20 protein-coding genes are annotated in these 21,352 nt (G+C 29.5%); 6 read left to right on the top strand and 14 right to left on the bottom strand.

Annotated elements, in window-relative coordinates:
- Positions 1–67: 67 nt before the first annotated feature.
- The 8 genes from EGM88_RS00825 to EGM88_RS00790 form a co-directional block, all read right to left on the bottom strand.
- Positions 68–2,293, bottom strand: a complete 2,226-nt coding sequence (locus EGM88_RS00825) for an NADP-dependent isocitrate dehydrogenase (RefSeq protein ID WP_123895983.1) — start codon at positions 2,291–2,293, stop codon at positions 68–70.
- A 1,074-nt stretch (positions 2,294–3,367) separates the two neighbouring features.
- Complete coding sequence (gene rplS, locus EGM88_RS00820; protein ID WP_123895982.1) at positions 3,368–3,718, bottom strand: 50S ribosomal protein L19; 351 nt, start codon at positions 3,716–3,718, stop codon at positions 3,368–3,370.
- A 269-nt stretch (positions 3,719–3,987) separates the two neighbouring features.
- The gene (gene trmD, locus EGM88_RS00815; protein ID WP_123895981.1) at positions 3,988–4,668 is read right to left on the bottom strand and encodes a tRNA (guanosine(37)-N1)-methyltransferase TrmD; all 681 of its coding nucleotides are present in this window, start codon (positions 4,666–4,668) and stop codon (positions 3,988–3,990) included.
- A gap of 71 nt (positions 4,669–4,739) precedes the next feature.
- Positions 4,740–6,380 (bottom strand): alpha-glucan family phosphorylase, encoded by a 1,641-nt coding sequence (gene glgP / locus EGM88_RS00810; RefSeq protein ID WP_123895980.1) that lies wholly within the window; start codon positions 6,378–6,380, stop codon positions 4,740–4,742.
- Positions 6,381–6,519: 139 nt separating this feature from the next.
- Positions 6,520–8,001, bottom strand: a complete 1,482-nt coding sequence (locus tag EGM88_RS00805; RefSeq protein WP_123895979.1) for a T9SS type A sorting domain-containing protein — start codon at positions 7,999–8,001, stop codon at positions 6,520–6,522.
- A 303-nt stretch (positions 8,002–8,304) separates the two neighbouring features.
- Positions 8,305–9,351: an AI-2E family transporter gene (locus EGM88_RS00800; protein WP_123895978.1), complete on the bottom strand. Its 1,047-nt coding sequence runs from the start codon at positions 9,349–9,351 to the stop codon at positions 8,305–8,307.
- Positions 9,352–9,382: 31 nt separating this feature from the next.
- Positions 9,383–10,273, bottom strand: a complete 891-nt coding sequence (prmC, locus tag EGM88_RS00795) for a peptide chain release factor N(5)-glutamine methyltransferase (RefSeq protein ID WP_123895977.1) — start codon at positions 10,271–10,273, stop codon at positions 9,383–9,385.
- Between the two features lies 1 nt (position 10,274).
- Positions 10,275–10,751 (bottom strand): GNAT family N-acetyltransferase, encoded by a 477-nt coding sequence (locus tag EGM88_RS00790; protein WP_123895976.1) that lies wholly within the window; start codon positions 10,749–10,751, stop codon positions 10,275–10,277.
- Positions 10,752–10,778: 27 nt separating this feature from the next.
- On the opposite strand from EGM88_RS00790, the gene ribD reads away from it, so the two are divergent.
- Entirely contained in the window at positions 10,779–11,831 is a 1,053-nt protein-coding gene (gene ribD / locus EGM88_RS00785; RefSeq protein WP_123895975.1) for a bifunctional diaminohydroxyphosphoribosylaminopyrimidine deaminase/5-amino-6-(5-phosphoribosylamino)uracil reductase RibD, read from the top strand.
- An 8-nt stretch (positions 11,832–11,839) separates the two neighbouring features.
- Entirely contained in the window at positions 11,840–12,442 is a 603-nt protein-coding gene (locus tag EGM88_RS00780) for an IMPACT family protein (protein ID WP_123895974.1), read from the top strand.
- Between the two features lie 83 nt (positions 12,443–12,525).
- On the opposite strand, the gene EGM88_RS00775 is transcribed toward EGM88_RS00780, so the two are convergent.
- Genes EGM88_RS00775 through EGM88_RS00765 form a run of 3 tightly spaced genes read right to left on the bottom strand, consistent with a single transcriptional unit; the run spans position 12,526 to position 15,883 of the window.
- On the bottom strand, positions 12,526–13,329 hold the full coding sequence (locus EGM88_RS00775) for a GLPGLI family protein (protein WP_123895973.1): 804 nt from the start codon (positions 13,327–13,329) through the stop codon (positions 12,526–12,528).
- 17 nt (positions 13,330–13,346) lie between these two features.
- On the bottom strand, positions 13,347–14,618 hold the full coding sequence (locus EGM88_RS00770; protein ID WP_123895972.1) for a hypothetical protein: 1,272 nt from the start codon (positions 14,616–14,618) through the stop codon (positions 13,347–13,349).
- Positions 14,619–14,677: 59 nt separating this feature from the next.
- Positions 14,678–15,883 carry a carboxypeptidase-like regulatory domain-containing protein gene (locus tag EGM88_RS00765; protein WP_123895971.1) on the bottom strand — a complete coding sequence of 402 codons (1,206 nt, stop codon included), beginning with the start codon at positions 15,881–15,883 and terminating at the stop codon, positions 14,678–14,680.
- A gap of 64 nt (positions 15,884–15,947) precedes the next feature.
- Here EGM88_RS00765 and EGM88_RS00760 point away from each other — a divergent pair, with 64 nt between their 5' ends.
- Positions 15,948–16,244 carry a hypothetical protein gene (locus tag EGM88_RS00760; protein ID WP_123895970.1) on the top strand — a complete coding sequence of 99 codons (297 nt, stop codon included), beginning with the start codon at positions 15,948–15,950 and terminating at the stop codon, positions 16,242–16,244.
- A gap of 123 nt (positions 16,245–16,367) precedes the next feature.
- Here EGM88_RS00760 and EGM88_RS00755 read toward each other — a convergent pair whose 3' ends face one another.
- Positions 16,368–16,775, bottom strand: a complete 408-nt coding sequence (locus EGM88_RS00755) for an acyl-CoA thioesterase (protein ID WP_123895969.1) — start codon at positions 16,773–16,775, stop codon at positions 16,368–16,370.
- 165 nt (positions 16,776–16,940) lie between these two features.
- Here EGM88_RS00755 and dnaA point away from each other — a divergent pair, with 165 nt between their 5' ends.
- The 3 genes from dnaA to EGM88_RS00740 are packed head-to-tail and all read left to right on the top strand — an operon-like array spanning position 16,941 to position 19,546.
- Complete coding sequence (dnaA, locus tag EGM88_RS00750) at positions 16,941–18,368, top strand: chromosomal replication initiator protein DnaA (protein WP_123895968.1); 1,428 nt, start codon at positions 16,941–16,943, stop codon at positions 18,366–18,368.
- A 10-nt stretch (positions 18,369–18,378) separates the two neighbouring features.
- Positions 18,379–18,843: a low molecular weight protein-tyrosine-phosphatase gene (locus tag EGM88_RS00745; protein WP_123895967.1), complete on the top strand. Its 465-nt coding sequence runs from the start codon at positions 18,379–18,381 to the stop codon at positions 18,841–18,843.
- Positions 18,830–19,546 carry an SAM-dependent methyltransferase gene (locus EGM88_RS00740; protein WP_123895966.1) on the top strand — a complete coding sequence of 239 codons (717 nt, stop codon included), beginning with the start codon at positions 18,830–18,832 and terminating at the stop codon, positions 19,544–19,546. Before EGM88_RS00745 ends, EGM88_RS00740 begins: the two co-directional genes overlap by 14 nt.
- A gap of 72 nt (positions 19,547–19,618) precedes the next feature.
- Here EGM88_RS00740 and EGM88_RS00735 read toward each other — a convergent pair whose 3' ends face one another.
- Both EGM88_RS00735 and EGM88_RS00730 read right to left on the bottom strand, forming a co-directional pair.
- Positions 19,619–20,248: a peptidoglycan-binding protein LysM gene (locus EGM88_RS00735; protein ID WP_123895965.1), complete on the bottom strand. Its 630-nt coding sequence runs from the start codon at positions 20,246–20,248 to the stop codon at positions 19,619–19,621.
- A gap of 104 nt (positions 20,249–20,352) precedes the next feature.
- Positions 20,353–21,285 (bottom strand): DUF2279 domain-containing protein, encoded by a 933-nt coding sequence (locus EGM88_RS00730; RefSeq protein WP_123895964.1) that lies wholly within the window; start codon positions 21,283–21,285, stop codon positions 20,353–20,355.
- Positions 21,286–21,352: the final 67 nt, after the last annotated feature.

Genomic DNA, 21,352 nt, shown 5'->3' with positions numbered 1-21,352 from the left:
GGTAAAAATATTAAAAAAAGCTGCTCGAGAGCAGCTTTTATTGTTTATTTTAGTTATTTACGATATTTTAAAGTTGGCTTAAAATTTGATTAAATGTGTCGTTTGGTCGCATAGCTTTGTTTACCAAATTCTCATCAGCTTTATAATAACCGTGAATATCAACAGGTTCTCCTTGAATTTCATTTAAGTAATTTACAATTTCACTTTCTTTAGATTTTAAGGTTTCAGCTACATTTTTAAAGTGATTTTGTAATTCAACATCTTTAGATTGAGATGCTAATGCTTCAGCCCAATATAGAGTTAAATAAAATTGACTTCCTCTATTGTCTAATTCACCAGCTTTTCGAGAAGGTGATTTACTAGTTTCTAATAGTTTATCAGTAGCATCATCTAAAGTTTCAGATAAAATTTTAGCCTTTTGGTTATTGTTTACATTACCATAATGTTCTAAAGAAACGGCTAATGCTAAAAATTCACCTAGAGAATCCCATCTTAAATGATTTTCTTGTAAAAATTGTTGAACATGTTTTGGAGCAGAACCTCCTGCACCAGTTTCAAAAAGTCCACCGCCATTCATTAAAGGAACAATAGAAAGCATTTTAGCACTTGTGCCAACTTCTAAAATAGGGAAAAGATCAGTTAAATAATCACGTAGTACATTTCCACTTACAGAGATGGTGTCTTTTCCGTCTTTTAATCTTTTTAATGTAAATAGAGTTGCATCAATAGGAGATAGTATTTGAATATCTAAACCTGCAGTGTCATAATTTGGCAAATATTTATTTACTTTTTTGATTAATTCTTCATCGTGAGCTCTATTTTTATCTAACCAAAATACGGTAGGTGTATTTGTTGCTCTAGCTCTGTCAACCGCTAATTTTATCCAATTTTGAATTGGAGCATCTTTGGTTTGACACATTCTCCATATGTCACCTTGTTCAACGTTGTGAGACATTAATACTTTACCATCAGCATCAATTACTTCAACAACTCCATCGCTTGCTATTTCAAAAGTTTTATCGTGAGAACCATATTCTTCTGCTTTTTGAGCCATAAGTCCTACGTTAGGCACTGTTCCCATAGTCGTTGGATCAAAGGCACCATTTTCTTTACAAAAATCTATTGTAGCTTTATAGATACCAGCATAAGAACTATCAGGAATAACGGCCTTGGTATCTTGTTGATTTCCTTCTGCATTCCACATTTGACCAGAAGTACGAATCATAGCAGGCATTGAGGCATCAATAATAACATCACTAGGTACGTGTAAATTGGTAATTCCTTTGTCTGAATTTACCATAGCTAAAGCAGGACCATTTTTATAAGCATTGTCAATATCGGCTTCAATTTCTTTACGTTTTTCTTCAGGTAGCTTATCTAATTGAGAAAGTAAATTTCCAAATCCATTATTAACATCCACTCCAATTTCTTCTAGAATTGAACCATGCTTTTCAAAAACATCTTTAAAAAATACACGAACGGCATGACCAAAAATGATAGGGTCAGATACTTTCATCATTGTGGCTTTCATGTGTAAAGAAAATAAAACTCCTTTCTCTTTAGCATCAACAACTTGTTCAGCTAAAAATTCTAATAGAGCTTTTTTACTCATTACAGTACCGTCTATAATTTCTCCTTTTAATAAAGCCAAATTATCTTTTAAAATAGTTGTTTTACCATTATTGTCTTTATGTTGAATTTTTATAACAGTAGCTTCAGGCAATGTTATTGACTTTTCATTATTAGCAAAATCGCCATGAGACATTGTTGCTACATGTGTTTTAGAATCAGCAGACCAAACACCCATGCTATGTGGATTTCGTTTTGCATAGTTTTTTACTGCTTTTGGAGCTCTTCTGTCAGAATTTCCTTCACGCAATACTGGGTTTACCGCACTTCCTTTAATTTTATCATAACGAGATTTAATACTTTTTTCTGTATCATTTTTAGGTTCGTCAGGATAGTCAGGCAGTAAGTAACCTTTTTCTTGTAATTCTTTTATAGCAGCTTTTAATTGTGGTACTGATGCACTAATATTTGGTAGTTTTATGATGTTAGCTTCAGATTTATTAACTAATTCTCCTAACTCAGCTAATGCATCTGGTACTTTTTGTTCTTCGGTTAAAAAGTCAGAAAAAGCGGCAAGAATTCTTGCGGCTAAAGAAATATCTTTAGTTTCTACAGCTATGTTTGCAGGTTTTGTAAATGCTTTAACTATTGGTAAAAAAGAAGCAGTTGCTAATGCAGGTGCTTCATCTGTTTTTGTATAAATAATAGGTGCAGGGTTTGACATATAAAAGTTGTTTTTTATAAACGAATAAATTATTTTTTAATTTTAGCGGAAGCAAATCTACTAATAAATGTGTGAAAATCTATAGGATAATAAAATTAGTTAATAGTAGAGCTTCTACAATATTTATATAAAATATAAAAGCACCTATCTAAAGGTGCTTTTAAGACATTGTTCTTTTAAATTGTTTTGTTGGTGTGCTAAACACTAAACTATTCTTTTTTAAGAACAATTTTGAATCTAGAACTCATAGAAATTTTTCAAAATAAAAACAAAAAGGGGTAATTTTAATTTTGAACCCAGATTCAACTGGTTAAAGATACTCTTATTCGTCTAATAATGTGAGGTTTGTAAAATTCATTTTTTAACGAGATATTAACAGGAGATATTAACAATTGTTTACAACAATAAAATATATTTTCGTATAAAAAAATAAATCAGAGTCTTTTTTATGGTGTAAGTTGCAGTATATAAGTAGGTAGAATAGGGGATAGTAATTAAAAAAAATAATTTTTTACTATTAAAAAACTAAAGCCATAACAGAAATTACTTTCAATTATGGCTATTAGCTGAAATAATTAACCAAAGTCTGTGATTACTAACGTATCATCTAGTACATTATAAAAGAGGTACACTCAGTTAACTATTTCATTAAAATACAAATTCAATCAGTAAGATGTTACAATTAAAATCGTATCATTATGTTTGATTTGTATTTTAAAATGTTTTTAATAATGCTTTTAGTTCCAATTATTTATGCTAAACACTTGGTGTAGTTTTTGAACTAATTATAAATTAATTCTACATTATTAAAAGCAAAAAAGAACGTTCTTTTCGAGATTTCTAAACTAGCTAACTTTAGTCTTTTATTTAATATAACTATCAAATAAAATATTAAAAGCGTAAAGCCTTATTCAGATATCTTGTAGTAAAGATAAGGGAGAAAATGATAGATAGCCAAAATATACACTTTTAGTTATCAATAAGTTATGAATATATGTTATTAACATTTGTTAATAGAAAAACCCCATTGCTAATTTTATAACAATGAGGTTTATTATTTGTAACACTATTATTTTAGTGTTGAGCTTCTTTAATTCTTGCTTTTTTACCAGTAAGATTTCTGAAGTAAAAAATTCTAGCTCTTCTAACAGAACCTTTTTTATTCACTTCTATTTTTTGAATAGCTGGTAAGTTAATAGGGAAAATTCTTTCAACACCTACAGTGCCTGACATTTTTCTGATGGTAAAAGTTTCTGAAGCACCTTGACCTCTACGTTGAATAACTACACCTCTAAAAAACTGTGTACGTTTTTTATCACCTTCTTTAATTTCGTAATAAACTGTTATTGTATCTCCGGCAGAAAATGCAGGAACTTCATTTTTTTTTACAAATTCGTTTTGTACAAATTTTACTAAATCTTCCATTTTTAATATTTTATAAGAAAATTTCAAATACCAACATTCACGATTTTCGTCAGAGGTTGATTTTGAGTGTGCAAATGTAATAAATTATTTTGTAAGAGTTGACTGTAGTGCTTTTTTTTTGTTGTAGATATTTTGTGTGTTAAAAAATTGATACTCAATTAAGTAGTTGTTGGATGTTGTAAATTAGAACTTTTGCTACAGAAATATGATGTGTTCTTTTAGTGTTGTTGAATAAAATTTAAGAAATGTAATTTCTATTCAAAACCCAATTATTGATTTTTTAATAAATCAGGACGAATACGTTTTGTTCTTTCTAGAGCTTTTTCTGATTTCCAGTTATCAATTTTTGGAAAATTACCTGACAATAATATTTCGGGTACTTTTATATTTTTATATTCAGCTGGTCTAGTATAAACAGGAGGAGCTAAAAGTCCGTCCTGAAAAGAGTCACTTAATGCTGAAGTTTCATTTCCTAAAACACCAGGAATCAACCTTATGATGCTATCGCATAAAACTGCTGCTGCTAATTCACCTCCACTAAGTACATAGTCACCGATAGAAATCTCTTTGGTGATTAATAAATCTCGTACCCGATGGTCTATTCCTTTATAATGACCACATAAAATAATTATATTTTCTTTTAAAGATAATGTGTTAGCAGTTTGCTGATTTAAGGTTTCAGCATCAGGTGTCATGTAAATTATTTCATCATAATTTCGTTCTGATTGTAATTTTGATATACATTTATCAATTGGTTCTATCATCATAACCATTCCAGATTCTCCTCCATATGGAGCGTCATCAATTTTGCCATAATCATTAATTGCATAATCACGCAAATTATGAAAATGAACTTCTACTAATTTTTTATCAATAGCTCTTTTTATAATTGAATGTTGAAAAGGGCTTTTAATTAAATCTGGCAATACAGAAATTATGTCTATTCGCATTTTGCTTTTTTATTAAGTATATAATTTTGCGTTTAAACCTTTCTTTTTAGAATGGTTTAAATTTAAAAATATTAATAGAGTTCCTTATAGTATTGGGTTGCCATTCGTTTACTGCCAAATTCAGGTAAAACATCATCTATACTATTAAACACAATTTCTTTCCAGCTATTTGGTGAATTATAATATAACGGTAAAACTTTATTTTCTAAAATATTATAAAGGCTTTCGCTGTCCAATTTATCTTGTTCCCAAGTAGGTAAGTTGTGATCTACTTCAGAAAAAACAAAGCAGTTTTTGCCATCTTTTACAAATTCAGGAATCCATCCATCATTTGTAGAGACGTTTACAGATCCATTCATGGCAGCTGTCATACCACTAGTTCCAGAAGCTTCACGAGTAATTCTAGGAGTATTTAACCAAATGTCTGATCCTTTTTTTAGTTTTTTTGAGAGTTCAATTTCATAACCTGTTAAAACCGTAATGTTGGGTCTAGGTTTAGAGTAATTAATTAAATAGTTAAAATTATCAATGGCTCCATAATCGAATGGATATGGTTTTCCGGCCCAAATAATTTGTATAGGGTATTTACTGTTAGAAATTAATTTTTCAAAACGATCAGAATCAAAAAGTAATAAGTCAGCTCTTTTATAAGCAGCAAATCTTCTTGCCCAAACAACAGTTAAAATATTAGGATCAAATTGTTTTCCTGTCTGACGATATACTTCTTCAAAAAGTTCTTTTTTTAACTCTTTCTTTCTTTTAGTAAAGGTTTTGACATTTTTTTTAGTTGCGGCATTTTTTAGTTTTACATCTTGCCAAAATTTTTGATTTTGAGCATTAGTTATTGGAATAATTTTACTTATCCCGTTATAATTTTTCCACATATTTTGTGAAACTTTGGCATGTAATTTAGAAACGGCATTAGATTTTTTAGCCATTCTCAAGGCTGATACAGTATAGTTTATCATACCTCCATTAACCATTTCTTTTTCTAATTCTTCATTAGATAAAGTTCTGCCAAAAAATCCACAACGGTTCAGATGACGAGCTTCACGTTCTTCATTTCCAGCTTTTTCAGGTGTGTGCGTGGTAAAAACCATTTGATTTTTCTTTACGCCTTGATCTCTTAAATAATAAAAAGCAGGAAGAGCATGGCCTTCATTGAGGTGATAAACATCGGCTCCACCTAGAGCTTCAACAATTTTTGCACCTCCAACACCTAAGACAATACTTTGTGACACTCGTGTAGTTTGATTAGAATCATATAAATGATTGGTAATTGTTCTAGATAAATGATCGTTACCTTCTACATCTGTAGTTAATAAATAAATTGGAACTGTACCAAATATTTCTGGCTTTAATACCATAGCACGAACTTTTACCGAGTCGTTGTCGTGAAGCTTAATTTTAACCTCTAGACCAGAATCTTCTAAAAAATCGTAATGTTTTTCTAAAAAATCTACTTTTAATGTTTGGTCATCATTTCTATTTTGGTCATAATAACCATATTTCCAAAGCATACCTATGCCAATCTGATTTTGTTTAAGTTCAAAAGCTGAACGCATGTGAGAACCTGCTAAAAAACCAAGTCCACCAGAGTAAATTTTTAAGGCTTGATCAATACCAAATTCCATGCTAAAGTAAGCCACTTTTTTATTAAATTCTTTTGCTGGTTTGTATGGGTGGTACCATTGATTGTATTTTGAAGACATGTTTGGTTTGGATTAAATTAAAATACAAAAATAGGGCAAATAACCTCTTAAATAAAGTATTTATGAATGTTATTGATAAATAAATAAGAGGTTATTTTTTTACAGCTGTTTTTTTATAACTAATACTTTTAAATTTGTTTTATTCTATTATAATTTTCTTTTTGATAGTTGTGTTTTCTAATATAAAAGTTAGAAAATAAACACCACTAGTGATATTGGATACGTCAATGTTTTTATCGATGATATTTAATGATTTAATCTTTTGCCCATTTGTATTATATAGATTTGCATTTTTAATTTCCATTCCGCTTTGATTATTAATGGTTAGTTTGCTGTTAGTTGGATTTGGAAAGATATTAATTGAGTTTTCAATTTCTTTTTCAGCTACAGTCAATGAGGCATTGTTATAAATTGGAAGTTCTACAACATAACAGTCTATTGATTTTCCATCATCGCTACCACTCCAGTCAGAACCAAAAAGCACTCGAGTTCCTGATGGACTTATAACGGCATGAGGTTCTCCCCAATAATCAAATTCGTTTTCATCAGCTCTGTGATGTCCAATTCTGTATACTTTAATATCGTTTTTGTCTGCTTTTGCTATAATAAGTTCTTGATCTAATAAACTTTGACCGTCTTCGTCGTATCCAATCATGGATGCGGCTACCCATCCTGGTTGAGTATTTTTGTAAGCTAAAGCAGAAATATGTGTACCTGTTTGAGCATAATTATAACCTTTGGCTTGGCTTATAATTTCAAAACAGTCTCCGCTAGCCATGTCGTGAGCTACAAGATTTCCGACACAACCTCCTTGTGGTGTGGGATCAAATGCAACGGCAAAATAAGCATCATTTCCATTTCCTAATTGTCCCATACATGAATGCTCTCCACTTAATTCATTTAAAACCAGATGTAGGTTTCCGGAAGAGTTGTAAGATGCTTTGTTATGATAAAAGTATTTTCCAGATGGAGTAGGCATTGGAGCAAGATAATTTATGTTAGTAATATCAAAAGGTGTAGTGGTTCCTGTAGAGATTTTATAATAAAATGCACTTTTATTATCGCACCTAAAACTAATAATATCAGAATCCCATGACATCATTTGTACATCATTTCCTAAGCTAATATTACCATTACATCCAGAAGCAGTATTTAAATTAACTATAAGATCTTTATTTTTTGTGTCAATATTATATTTAATAAAGTTGTGAGTGTTCGCTTCTAAATAATAAAAGTACTTTGGATTACTAAAATCCCAAAATATTTGCTCAATATCATCAGGTACTACATCGTCTAAAAAACGTATAAATTCATATGTTTTTCCGTTTAATAGCATGTGTCCTTTACCAACTTGGTACACTATCATATAAGATTCGTCTGCATTCCAAGCTTGAATAGTACTGTACATTGGCTTGATAATTTCTCCATCTTTAGCGTTGGTAATCCTTCTAATTGTAGTGCCAAAGGAAGGGTCGGTTATGCTTTTTAAATAATTTGGTTTTGCAATGTCTTGCATGGGTTTATTCGATAAATCATTTGCAATAAGCCCATACCCTAAATCTTGAGAAAAAATTGAAATAATGTTAAAAATGGTAAATAATAAAGTGATACAACTCCTCATAATTTTTGTGTTAAAAAATGTTTATAATCTTTTTACACGATTAAATAGGGGGTTGACTATTTGAACTTAAATAAATGCTTTTTATATTATTAAAAATTGTTTTGTTCTATTTTTTTGAAGTTAGAAAAAATCACTTTTATAGAAAAACAAATAAATTCTAATAATAACTCTAGTTTTCTTTAAATCAGTTCAATCAAATTAATCGCAGTAATTTATTAAAAGTTAAAACACATTGTAGGGTTGTTGTGCCCAACTTTTAATGCCGTAAAAGTAATTAAAATAATCTAAAAAAAGAGTAGGAAATTATTTTTTTAAAGGCAATTGAATCACATTGTCATTTCCTGAAATAATATTAGCTATTACTTTCGTTTGAGGAAATTGTTCTAATATAATTTTTATAAATACAGTTATTGGTATAGACATAATCATACCAGGAATACCCCAAATAAAGCCCCATAACATTAACATTACAAGTACGGTAATTATATTTATTGAGAAAGATTTACCCATAAAAATAGGTTCTAAAATACTTCCAAATAGTACTTGAACTCCTGTAATGGAAATAACAAAAAATAATAAAATACTGTTAAGATCTAATTCAACAAAAGCAAAAATTGATAAGAGTATTATGGTTGCAAAAGAGCCTACCATTTGAACGAAGTTAATTACAAATGCAAAAAGCCCCCAAAAGATAGGAAAACTAACATCAAAAAAGTAACAAGCTAATCCAGTAAAAATTCCAGTACCTAAGCTGACTAAAAACTTAACTTTTATAAACTTAATTAATTCTTTCTCAATTTTTCTGAATGTTTTTATAGACGCATGTTTTTTCTTGAGAATTGTAGAATTCATTAATTTTTGAAAATTAATAGATTCTGCTAACCATAATACCACAAAAAATGCAGTCATTAATGTCATAGTTATGGTGTTTGCAATATAACTTATTGTATTTCCAAAATTATCGTTGTTTAAAAATTGATTTAAAAAATTACGATCTTTTGCTAATTCAATTCCAAAAAAATCTTCCATTGAATTAAGCATTGCAAGTAATTTTATTTGTGCTTTTTCAAGAAAAGCATCATTTGTTGCAATAATTTCTCTACTAGAAAGATGAATTAATTCGCTTCCTATTTTTAATCCGCCTATAATCAGTAAAATAACTATTGAAATACTTATGGCTTTAGGTACACCTCTTCTTTGTAACCAACGCATAATTGGCAAGAATAATAATGCAATAAACATTGAAAATACGAGAGGTATAAATATAAAAGATAGTATTTTCAATAAATAAAAAACGACAGGTACTACTAATATTAGTAATAATGTATTTGTGGTTTTAAGATTGTTCATTACAACTGAATGATTTTTTTGGCAAAGTTAATTAAAGATTTGATTTAATGGATGCTTTTATCATCCTTTTGTTACCAAAAAGATCTGTGCGTAATTCAATATTTTCAAATCCTTTTTGTTTAAGTAAATTAACGGTTTCTGAAGCTAAATATTGGTTTATTTCAAAAAATATTTTTCCGTATTCTGTCAAATTTTTTAGTGCAAAATCGGCTATTTTGTTATAAAATAATAAAGGATTGTTGTCTTTTACAAATAAAGCTAAATGAGGTTCGTTTAGTAATACATTATTTTTTATTTCTTGTTTTTCTAATTCTCTAACATAAGGAGGGTTACTTACAATAACATCATATTTTTGAGAATTTAAAATTGGATTTGTTTTAGAGAGGTTTAAAATATCTTGTTCTAAAAAGTTTACTTTAGTTTTGTTTAACTCTGCATTTTGTTTGGCTATATATAAAGCCTTCTTAGAAATATCAATAGCAAAAACTTCTGATAGTTTTAAATTCTTTGCTAAACTAATTGCAATACAGCCACTTCCTGTGCCAATATCAAGTATGTTTAAATTTGATTTCGTGTCATTGGCGTTTTTATTGCTAACCTCTGAAAGTATCCAAGCTACTAATTCTTCTGTTTCTGGTCTAGGTATTAAAACATTTTTATTTACTTTAAAAGTTAAACTATAAAAATATGTTTTTCCAATAATATATTGTATTGGTTTTTCTTGTTTTAATGCTAGGATTGAATTGTTAAAAAGAGTGACTTGAGTTTTTGAAATTTGTAGTTCTGGTTTTAAAAAAACTTCTGATTTTTCTAGATCTAAATATTCTTTTACTAAAATGTAATAGAAAGATAATACCTCTTCTTTGGTGTAAATTTTGTTAAGTTCTTTAAAAAAAACAGATTTTAAACTTGCTAATGTCATTTTATAGGTTTTTTATCATCCAGATACTACAAGAGCTATGGCCGGTATTGCCCAAAGGTTTTTCTAATAAAGTAAATCCATTTTTTTTGTAAAGGTGGATGGCAGCTTTCATTCTAGGGTCAGTTTCAATATAGCACTGCGAATAACCAAAATCTTTGGCAAAGGTTAAACATTTTTTGATTAAAATGCTTCCATAGCCTTTACCTCTGGCTATAGGATTAAAATACATTTTTTGTAATTCACAGACATTATTTTTGTTGTTTTTTAACGCTTTAATTCCTGCACCACCAACAATAGAAGCATTTTCTTCTAAAACTAAATATATTTCATTTTTGCCTTGGTAAGATTCGTACATTTTAGAGGTTTCAATATCTTCATAGGCTGTTCCGGTAGTAGGTAATCCAAATTCTACAATTGAAGTTTTTATAATGTGCTCAATTTCAGGATTGTCTGAAGGTTTAATTTTTCTAATATTCATATCTTCTAAAAGCTGTATTTTTGCGAGGTGAATATACATGAAAATTACATAACTCGTTGTTTACAATTGGCAAAAAACGGACTGGGGTTAACTAGGCCTAATCCTATGGTTGGTTGTGTTATTGTGTGTGATGATGATGTGATAGGCGAGGGGTTTACGAGTCCTTATGGAGGTAGTCATGCGGAAGTAAATGCAATAAACTCTGTTGAAAATAAAGAGTTGTTAGAAAAATCTACCTTGTATGTTAGTTTAGAACCTTGTAATCATTATGGAAAAACACCACCTTGTTCTGATTTAATAGTTAAGCATAAAATTCCTAATGTTGTAGTTGGGTGTGTTGATCCTTTTGAAGCTGTAGCAGGAAAAGGTATAGAGAAATTAAAAAATTCAGGATGTAATGTTGTTGTTGGGGTATTAGAAGAAGAGTGTGTTGAATTAAATAAACGTTTTTTTACATATCACAATAAAAAAAGACCTTATATTATATTAAAGTGGGCTGAAACTAAAGATGGATTTATTGCTCCATCTTCTTCTAAAAGGAAAGAGAATAGACCTGTCTGGATAACTTCGAAATATGCTCGTCAATTAGTACATAAATGGAGGGCGGAAGAGCAAGCTATTTTGGTTGGTACTAATACGGTTGTACAAGATAATCCTAGGTTAGATGTACGTGATTGGTATGGTGTTAATCCGTTAAGACTCGTATTGGATAAAAATTTAAGAATTTCTTCTAACAGTAATGTTTTTGATGGAAGTGCTAAAACCATAGTATTTACAGAGAATATTAATAAAGATAGTAGTACTACTACCAAAATAGCTATAGATTTTGATGCAGCTATTCCCAAACAGATTTGTGATTATTTGTATGAAAGTGAAATTCAATCGGTAATTGTTGAAGGGGGAACACAAATATTGCAAACTTTTATTGATGATAATTTGTGGGATGAGGCGAGGGTTTTTATTGGGAATGCAACTTTTTTTAATGGTGTAAAGTCTCCAAGTATTAAAGGGAAAGAAATTTCTAGAAAACAGTTAAAATCGGAAACCTTAAAAATAGTTATTCCTTTGGTAAATTTGTAACAATTTTTATGGAGCTAACGGACACATATAATACTATTTTAGAGCCATCTGAGGAAGTTATTTTTAAAGATAGGGGAAGTAAGTTTTTAGGATATGTTTATCCTATAAAGAATGAAGATGAGGTGAAACCTATAGTTGAAAGTCTTAAAAAGCAACATCATAAAGCGAGACATTGGTGTTATGCATGGCAACTGGGAGTTGAAGATGTGCAATATCGTGTCAATGATGATGGTGAGCCGAATAATTCTGCAGGACAACCTATTTATGGTCAAATTTTATCTAAAGAAGTTACAAACGTTTTGGTGGTAATAGTTCGTTATTTTGGAGGTACAAAATTAGGAGTTGGAGGATTGGTAAATGCGTATAAAACAGCTGCTCAAATGGCGTTGGAAGACTCTAAAATAGTTACAAAAACCATAGATACTCATTTTAAACTTTTATTTGAGTATCCTCAAATGAATACGGTAATGCGAATCATTAAAGAACATAATATAACAATAGTCAAACAGAAAATGGAACTGAAATGTGAGTTTATAATTTCTGTTAGAAAAAGTGAAGAGGAGAGGCTATTATCTGTTTTTGAGGGGCTTAAGGGTATTTGTATTGAATAAATTGCATTTTTATCAACAAAGAACATTATTTGTCCCTTTGGATATCTATTTAAAATTGTTATACTTTATTTGAATTATTAGATTTAGAAGCCAAAAACCTCTAAAAAATTATCTTTTTCACTAAACGGCATAGGTTGTACATTAAACTTCTTTGCTTGTACTTTTAGGGAGTTGTCAACTCTTTTTATACGTTCTTTTTGTTTTTGCTTATATTCTTCAAAAGATATAAATTTAGTATTTTTCTTTAAGAGTGATTTTTTACTAGAAGGTAATTTTATGTTTGATACAGGGTAAGTGATCTTTTTAAATAATACTATAAAGAATTCATCCTCTGTCTTGGCCTCTAAAATAACTCCTGGTAGTCCCTGAAGTTTCCAAGGTCCATAAGATAATGGTATTTCTTGAGTGTACCAACAAATATATTTTCTTCCTCTAAAAGTTGCTGTTGCTTTTTTACAATTAAAATTACCTATTTTTTTAGTTTCGTTTTGTAAATTCCAGTTTATAGTTGGTGTTTTTTCTTTTGCATATATCATTTTTGAAGTCAACGAAAATGCATTGGTAAAATAAAGAGAATCGGTTTTTTTATTTAAAAACACTTGAAATCCATCTTTTCTCGTTTTTTTAATATCATTAAATTCATCAGCTTCTATTAGCATTTCATCGTTATTTTTATTTTTTTTATTAATACTATTGGACAGACCTAATGAATCTTTGGCTGTAACATAATGTGAAGAGGTCTGGTTGAATACTAAATAAGAATTAAAACTCTCGTCAATCTGATTGTTTATGTAGTTGTAATATATAATTCCGACATCGGAATTTTGGGCTCGTACGTAATTAAAAATAGCTATTGATACTACTAATAATAAAAACTGCTTTCTCATAATAAAAATTGTTAAGGTTAAAATATATATTTCACACTTGCAAAAGCATAAAAAGGAACTAACGGCACGGTCGTTTTGGATAAAAAAAAGGAATTTCTTTCTTGGATTGAAAATTGATCTTCATTTAACAAATTATTCAAACGTAATCCGTAAGATATGTTTTTGTCTTTTGGAGTGTAATTGATTGATGCATTAAATATCTGATAATAATTTTTGTCGAGTTCGTAAATACCACCTTTTAAGTTAGTAGTAATTTCTTTAGTAGGGTTCCATTCTAATTCCGTTGCCAGATTTTTTGAATCAAAAGATGAGTTTTCATTTCTATACTTTTGACGATAACTATTGTATTCAAAGAGCAGGTTAAAATTGAATTTTGATAAAAAATACGATGTAATTTCAAATTTATAGTTGCCATTGTATAATCTACTTAATTCATTATCTGTACTATTTAATGGTAATTTTAGATAAGTTTGTGCTGATTTTACATTGAAGCCTATAGTCCCAACTAAAAAGATTAATTGGTTTTTTAGAAAAAATTCTTCGCCTTTGTTTTTAATTACTTCAATTTCTTGATAGTTAATGTTGTTTGAAAATGAATATTTTTGTAAAAGAGAGGAACTAGTTGTTTTATAACTAAAAAATACCTCATTGTCTAATGTATTGTTTCTATTCTTATTTAAAATTTTTACAGAAAATAAGTTGTAATCCATTGGGTCAATAAAAAAAATACCCTTTTTAAAGGTGTTATTGTTAATGAGGAAATAATTTTTAAGATAATTTTGTCTGAAAGGAAACTCCTGCTTTTTAGCGAAATAAAGTTCTATATCGCTCCAATACCTAAGATTCAACTTTACATTATAGTTCAATAATTTTTTTTGTAACCTATTCAATCTAAAAAAGTTCTTGGAAACAGAAGTTTGAAGTTTTATTCGTCTAGAGATTTTATAAATCAAAGACGGTTCTACTAAAAATTGGTTATTGTTAAATACAGCTAAATTAGTATAGGTGCTTGATGCTGGGTTTATCCTTATGTTGTAATCATCCTTAGCAAAGTTATTATTAATGAGTAATTGTCCTTTAAGCCCTTTTGTAATTAAATGGCTTAAACTAGTTTTAAAATCAAGATATTTTAACTTTTTGTCTACATTTTGATAAACCAAAAAATTACTTTCTACAACTGAACTTAAATAAGTTGAGTTGACTGTAGTGTTTTCATTTAAATTGGATAAACCGACGTTAATTTCAGTGTCTAAAATAGTTCTCCGTGTAAAATCATGAGTGTATTGCAAATAATTTTGTAATGAAAAATTTTTGTTTTTAGATGTGTCAGATGTTTTGCTCTGATTTATTAATGTGCTTGAATTAAATCTATTTGATTGGATGCTGTACTTAAGTTGATTGATAAAATAACCTTTTTAAGAGTTGGATTTTTAAATTCTAACTCTCCCAAAATCATCAATTTCTTATCTTTATAAGTGTTTTCTTCCAAAAAGGCATCTTCATTGTCTAAAAAATATTCCATTTTTCTAAAATAATCTTGTTTTTCATTGTCTAATCCAACAAAGTTTGTACTTCTCAATACTGTTTTTCCTATTTTTGTATTAAACAATAATGTGTTGCCAATTGACTTGTTGAAATTTGTGATTTCTTCGGGCAACCCAACATCGTATTTCTTTATGTTGTAAAAAGGTTGGTTGGACAGCTTATTATCACTTTCTCCAAAAGTTTTGGAAACTGAGTGGCTTCCTAAAGTTGAATATTTAAAGAAATCCAAAAATTTAATTCTTTTCTTTAAAAGGCCTAAATTAAATGATTCTTGATACTTGGGTTTGGTTTTGATTCCATTTCCATAACCTAATGAAATGTTACCAAACCAAATATTTTTAAATTTATCCTTTATTTTTAAATTTAGAGCAATTTTGTTTGATTTCCTTGTTTTTTTATAAACTGTATTTTCTTCAAAGTTTTTTAAAACCTGGATGTCATCTAAGACTTCTGATCTTAAATTTTTAGAAATAAACGTATATTGGTCATTAGCCAAATCGTCTCCATCAATTAGTATCTTCTCTATTTCTATGTTAAAATATTTTATTCTTCCGCTTTTGTCAATGGAAATACCAGGTATTTTTTTTAGGGTTTGTTCTGCACTCTCGGTTTCAATTATGTTGTATTTATTTATGTCAAGGTTTATGGTATCTTTATTATAATTGGTGGAGCGTACAACTACTTCGTTCAGGTTTTGAACCTTGTTTTCAAGCGTAAAAACAATTTCTTTTGCATTTGTTAAAGAAACCTCAATTTCTTGATCTTCATAGAAAAGCGACGAAATTTTTAAGTATAATGGGGTTTGGTTTTGGTTTATTTTAAAATTAAACTTACCCATATTGTCTGTATATTTATAGGTTAACGTATTTTTCTCACTCGATAGAACCTGCACTAAAATATTAGCTATAGGTTTATTGTCGATATTTTTGACCGTACCCTCAATTGTAGCTTCTTGTGAGAAAACGGTAAAAACGGAAATAATCATTAGTATGTTTAAAAGTTTTGCCATAAAATATTTGCTAATATCATTTTTTTTAAATTATGCAATAATGCAAACCTTAAATTGTATTATTATGAAAAAATTAGCTTTTTTATTAGTAATATTTATGTTAAGTGTTGTTTCTCTTGATGCTTTTAATTTAGAGAAATCTGACAAACTTGACAAGAACTTCAACGATATAAAAATCGTAGAGACAGAAATGGTCGTAAAAAATATGAATTCAACAGAAATTATGGTTGTAAGAAAAGTTTATAGAGGCAGGTGTTTAGATGGAACTACTTTTACTTTTACTGCAAGTAATTATGACGAAGCCCAAGGTTTTGTTAATGGTTATTGTGCCGCAAGAAGAGAGATGGCAGCAATGGAATAATAAAATTTCATCAAAAAAATATTTATTTTTTGGACGAAATGAACTGATTGTTTAGTAAATGTAAAAAGTTTAAATCAGTTCAATGTTGAGCCCTAAAGAATTGTTTCTTTAGGGCTCAACAATTTAGTCAAAATATGGATTTATTTTCTCCAAAATATAATCAGGAGCTTTTGTAGGTCTATTACGTTTTATATCAATAAATACTAAAGTGGTAGTTGCTTTTGTTAATAACTCATCCGATTCGTTGTAAAGTTCGTAAGCAAAATCTATTCTAAATTTAGGCTTTTTTATGAGGGTAGTTTTGAGTCTAAGTAAATCATCATATTTTGCAGGTTTAAGGTAGTTAATATTCATGTTAATAACAGGTAACATTATGCCTAATTCTTCCATTTTTTTATAGGATACACCTAGCTCTCGAAGCCACTCAACTCTACCCATTTCGAAGTATTGAGCATAGTTTCCGTAGTATACATATTTCATTTGGTCAGTTTCGCTATAACGAACCCTGATTTTTATTTCATGATTCAACATAAATTTATTATATTTGGCGTGAGAGTTTACAAAAAAAATAATTTAAAAACAATAGAAATTCTTTTTTTTATGCTAAAAATTATTCACATTTTTGTGGTTCAGAATAAATGTGACTAAAACCCCAATTTTAAGCTCTTGGGCTAACCAACAAACTAAATAATAATAATGAGTAAAACTGCTACTTCAGTTTGGAATAACTGTCTGTCTTTTATTGAAGACAATATAAAACCTCAGGCATACAAAACCTGGTTTGAGCCTATTAAACCTATAAAAATAGCTGGAGATGTATTAACAATTCAAGTACCAAGTAAGTTTTTTTACGAATGGTTAGAGGAACATTATATTAAATTGTTAAGAGTAGCTTTAGTTCGAGAATTAGGTGAAGATGCGAAGTTAGTTTATGATGTAAGAATGGAAAATGCGTACAGTAGTAAAAACCCGCATACAGTAAAAATTCCAAGCTCAAATAGAAAACCATTTAACAGTCAAGGAATAACAGTTCCTTTAGAGATTGATAAAAGAGAATTAAGAAATCCTTTTATTATTCCAGGTATTCAAAAAGTTAAAATTGAGTCTCAACTTAATCCAAATTATAATTTTGATAGTTTTATAGAAGGAGATTCTAATCGATTGGCTAGATCAGCTAGTTTGGCGGTTGCTAATAAGCCGGGAGGTACTTCCTTTAATCCTTTGTTGATTTATGGAGGTGTAGGTTTAGGGAAAACACACCTATCTCATGCAATAGGTGTTGAAATAAAAGATAAATATCCTGAAAAAACAGTATTGTATATTTCTGCTGAAAAATTTACACAACAATATATTGACTCTGTAAAAGGTAATACTCGAAATGATTTTATTCATTTCTATCAGATGATAGATGTTTTAATTGTTGATGATGTTCAGTTTTTGTCTGGTAAGTCAGGTACGCAAGATGTATTTTTCCATATTTTTAATCATTTACATCAAAATGGAAAACAGGTTATCTTAACATCAGATAAAGCACCTGTAGATATGCAAGATATTGAGCAACGGTTATTGTCTCGTTTTAAATGGGGATTGTCTGCTGAGCTGATGGCTCCTGATTATGAAACAAGAATTTTAATCTTGAAAAAGAAGTTATTTAGAGACGGTGTGGAGATGCCTGATGAAATTGTGGAGTATATTGCCAAAAATATAAAATCTAACGTTAGAGAGCTTGAAGGAGTGCTTATTTCTATGATTGCACAAGCATCTTTTAATCGTAAAGAATTTACGTTGGCGTTAACCAAACAAATAGTAGATAAATTTGTTAAAAATACAAAGCGTGAGGTTTCAATTGATTACATCCAAAAAGTAGTTTCAAAATATTTTGAAATGGATGTGACTACTTTACAATCTAAAACAAGAAAAAGACATATTGTACAAGCTCGTCAATTGGCTATGTATTTTGCGAAACGCATGACTAAGGCTTCTCTAGCTAGTATTGGTTCGCAAATAGGAAGTAGAGACCATGCCACAGTGTTGCATGCTTGTAAAACTGTTGATAATCTAACCGAAACAGATAAGCAGTTTAGAAAATATGTTGATGACATAACTAAGAAGTTGTCTTTTTAACTTGTAAGAAATGAAACGTATATTAATGGTATGTCTCGGCAATATTTGCCGTTCACCATTGGCTGAAGGTATATTAAAATCTAAAGTTGATTCTCAGAAGTATTTTATAGACTCTGCAGGTACAGGAGGTTACCATATTGGTAAATTGCCAGATAGTCGTTCTATTGCTGTTGCTAAAAAATATAACATAGATATTACAGATCAACGTTGTAGGCAATTTGAACAGTCTGACTTTGATAACTTTGATATGATATATGTTATGGATTCTTTTAACATGCAAGATGTGCTAAGTTTAGCAAGAAATAAGGAGGATAGGGCTAAAGTTAAGCTAATTTTAAATGAAATATTTCCTGGTGAAAATGTTGATGTTCCAGATCCATATCATGACTCAGAACGTGGTTTTGAAAATGTTTATAAAATGCTAGATAAAGCATGCAATGTAATTGTTGAAAGACTTGAAAATGGTGAATACTAAAGGGAAATTGTATTTAATACCTACTACTTTGGGTGATAATGAGCCACTTGAGGTTCTGCCGATGTCAGTCAAAAAAATAATTGAACGTACCAATCATTACATTGTTGAAAATGAAAAATCTGCAAGAAGGTTTATAAAAAAAATTACACCTAGAAAATCACAACCTAATTTAACTCTTTATCTGTTAGATAAATTTACAGATGAGATGGAAATTCAGAATTATTTAGATGTTTGTGAAGAAGGAGTGGATGTTGGTTTGCTTTCAGAAGCAGGTGTACCTGCTGTGGCAGATCCTGGTGCGTCTATTGTAAAATTAGCTCATCATAAGAATATTAAGGTTGTTCCATTGGTGGGGCCATCTTCTATTATTATGGCGTTAATGGCTTCAGGTTTAAATGGGCAAAACTTTGCCTTTAATGGTTATTTACCTATTGATAAGGCAGAACGTAAAAAAAGTATAAAGCAATTAGAAAAATTGTCGTTTACTAAAAATCAATCTCAAATTTTTATAGAAACCCCTTATAGAAATGAAAAAATGATTGAAGATTTGTTGCAAGTATTGTCCAATGAGACAAGATTATGTATTGCAGCTGATATTACACTTGCAACGGAATTTATTAAAACGATGTCTGTGCATGACTGGAAAAAACAAAAAATTAGTTTACATAAAAAGCCAGCAATATTTATTTTGCATAAATTTTAGTTAGATGTTATATAAAAAAATCCTCAGTATAATTACTGAGGATTTTTTTTGTAGGTTACTATCAATTTGATGTTATAACACAGGGTGTCTGTTTGCTTCAATAAAAGAAGTGTCGTATCCAGCAAATTTCTTAATGTAATATTCTATATTAGTTCCATAAGCATCTTCGAATGATACTTGGCCGTAGCTTCGTAAATATGTTTTTACATTACCAGCTCCAGCTAAGTGAGCTGCAGCTAAAATACCAGACTCTGTAATTTTAATTCCATTAATTCTCTTTCCGACAAATCTTTTTATGTCTCTTTGTAAAATCCATTTGTTTACAGAGCATAATGCTAAAAAAGCATTTTCTTGTAATTCAGGATTTTTAAGAAACTCAGCGGTATCGTAAATCTTAAATCTTTTTAGGGTACCTTTGCCAAATTGATATTTGCCTAAGTATCCTAAAGTATTAATTCTATTGTATTTACCTTGAGATTCTTTAAAAGCTAATGCTTCTTTAAAACCAATAAAAGATTTACCGGTACTAGGTGTGTCAAAAAAAAGATCGGGTTCAACTTCTTGCGGGACAGATGCAAAATAATCAGCACTAGGTACATTGTATTTTGCTTGTTTAGCGTCAATTTTATAAGTTTTGGTAAAACTATAGATAGCAAAAATTGATACTATTAATACTAAAATTTTATTTATTTTCTTTTTCATTGTTTATGCATTAAAAGGGGTTAAACGCATTCTCAATTAAGTCGGCAAAGATACGGCAAATATTTTAAAAACAAGAACAGTGTAAGTAGTTAAAAACCAGTGTATTAAAAATACAGTAAATGAAACTTAGTACTGCGTTTAGTGCTAATTTCAAGGGTTGGAGCAGGGATTTTAATAAAATTGATTGTGGAAAATAGCGTTTGTAACAACTTTGAATTTGTATTAATTTTTGATAAATCAACATCTAAACTTAAATACAACTGTCTATGGCGTTGTGGAGGGTTTGTTATATTATTCTCAATAAAATAATTAGTATTGCTTGAGATCATTCCTTCAGCTCCATAACCAATAGCAACATTTAACCATCTAGGGAAATTACTTTCTTTGTTAAAAGACCAAATATTGCCAGATAACCAATAGGTTTGGCCATTATAATCTTTTAACGTTTGTTCTAAAAAATTTTCACCCAATAATTCAGGTCGTTGATTTGCATATTTGGTAGTATGAAATGAATATTTCATTAAAATGCGTTGTTCATCCCACAATAGTTCTTGTCCTATTAATAAGCCTGTTCCTGTAGCATTTGCTAAAATATCAGAAGGTGAAAATCCCCATTCTTTAGAATAACCGTCAAAAATTTCCACAATACTTAAAAAGCCAAATCCTAGAGTTGCACCATACAATAATTTATTTTTTTTAGTTTCTCCAGCCCAATCTAAAGCATTCATCCCTGTTTTTCCAATATAGTAAGCAGACATGGCATGACCTACCTTGTCCATTTGTAACCAATCATTACTATCATTTATTGTATGAAAAGACGAAGAATCGTAATTGGCATACCATAGCTGATGTATTCCAATTAAGGTTAAACTTGCAGTGGCGGCTTCGGTAATATAAATAGTGTTTCTACGCTTGGTGTTTAAACGATCAGATTTTTCCCAAAAAGAAACAGATTGTTGTTGAGCTATGGACGAAAAAGTAAACAACACTATTATAGAAGTAACTATTGTATGTTTAAATAGGTTTGTTATAAACATTTGAAGGTCAGTTGTTTTAAGTGTTTACTTTTGATTTATTTAAATCTTATACCGCTGAGTTTTATTT

This window comes from Aureibaculum marinum, from assembly GCF_003813905.1.
Classification (GTDB): Bacteria; Bacteroidota; Bacteroidia; order Flavobacteriales; family Flavobacteriaceae; genus Aureibaculum; species Aureibaculum marinum.
This window is presented reverse-complemented; position numbering and strand designations above follow the sequence as displayed.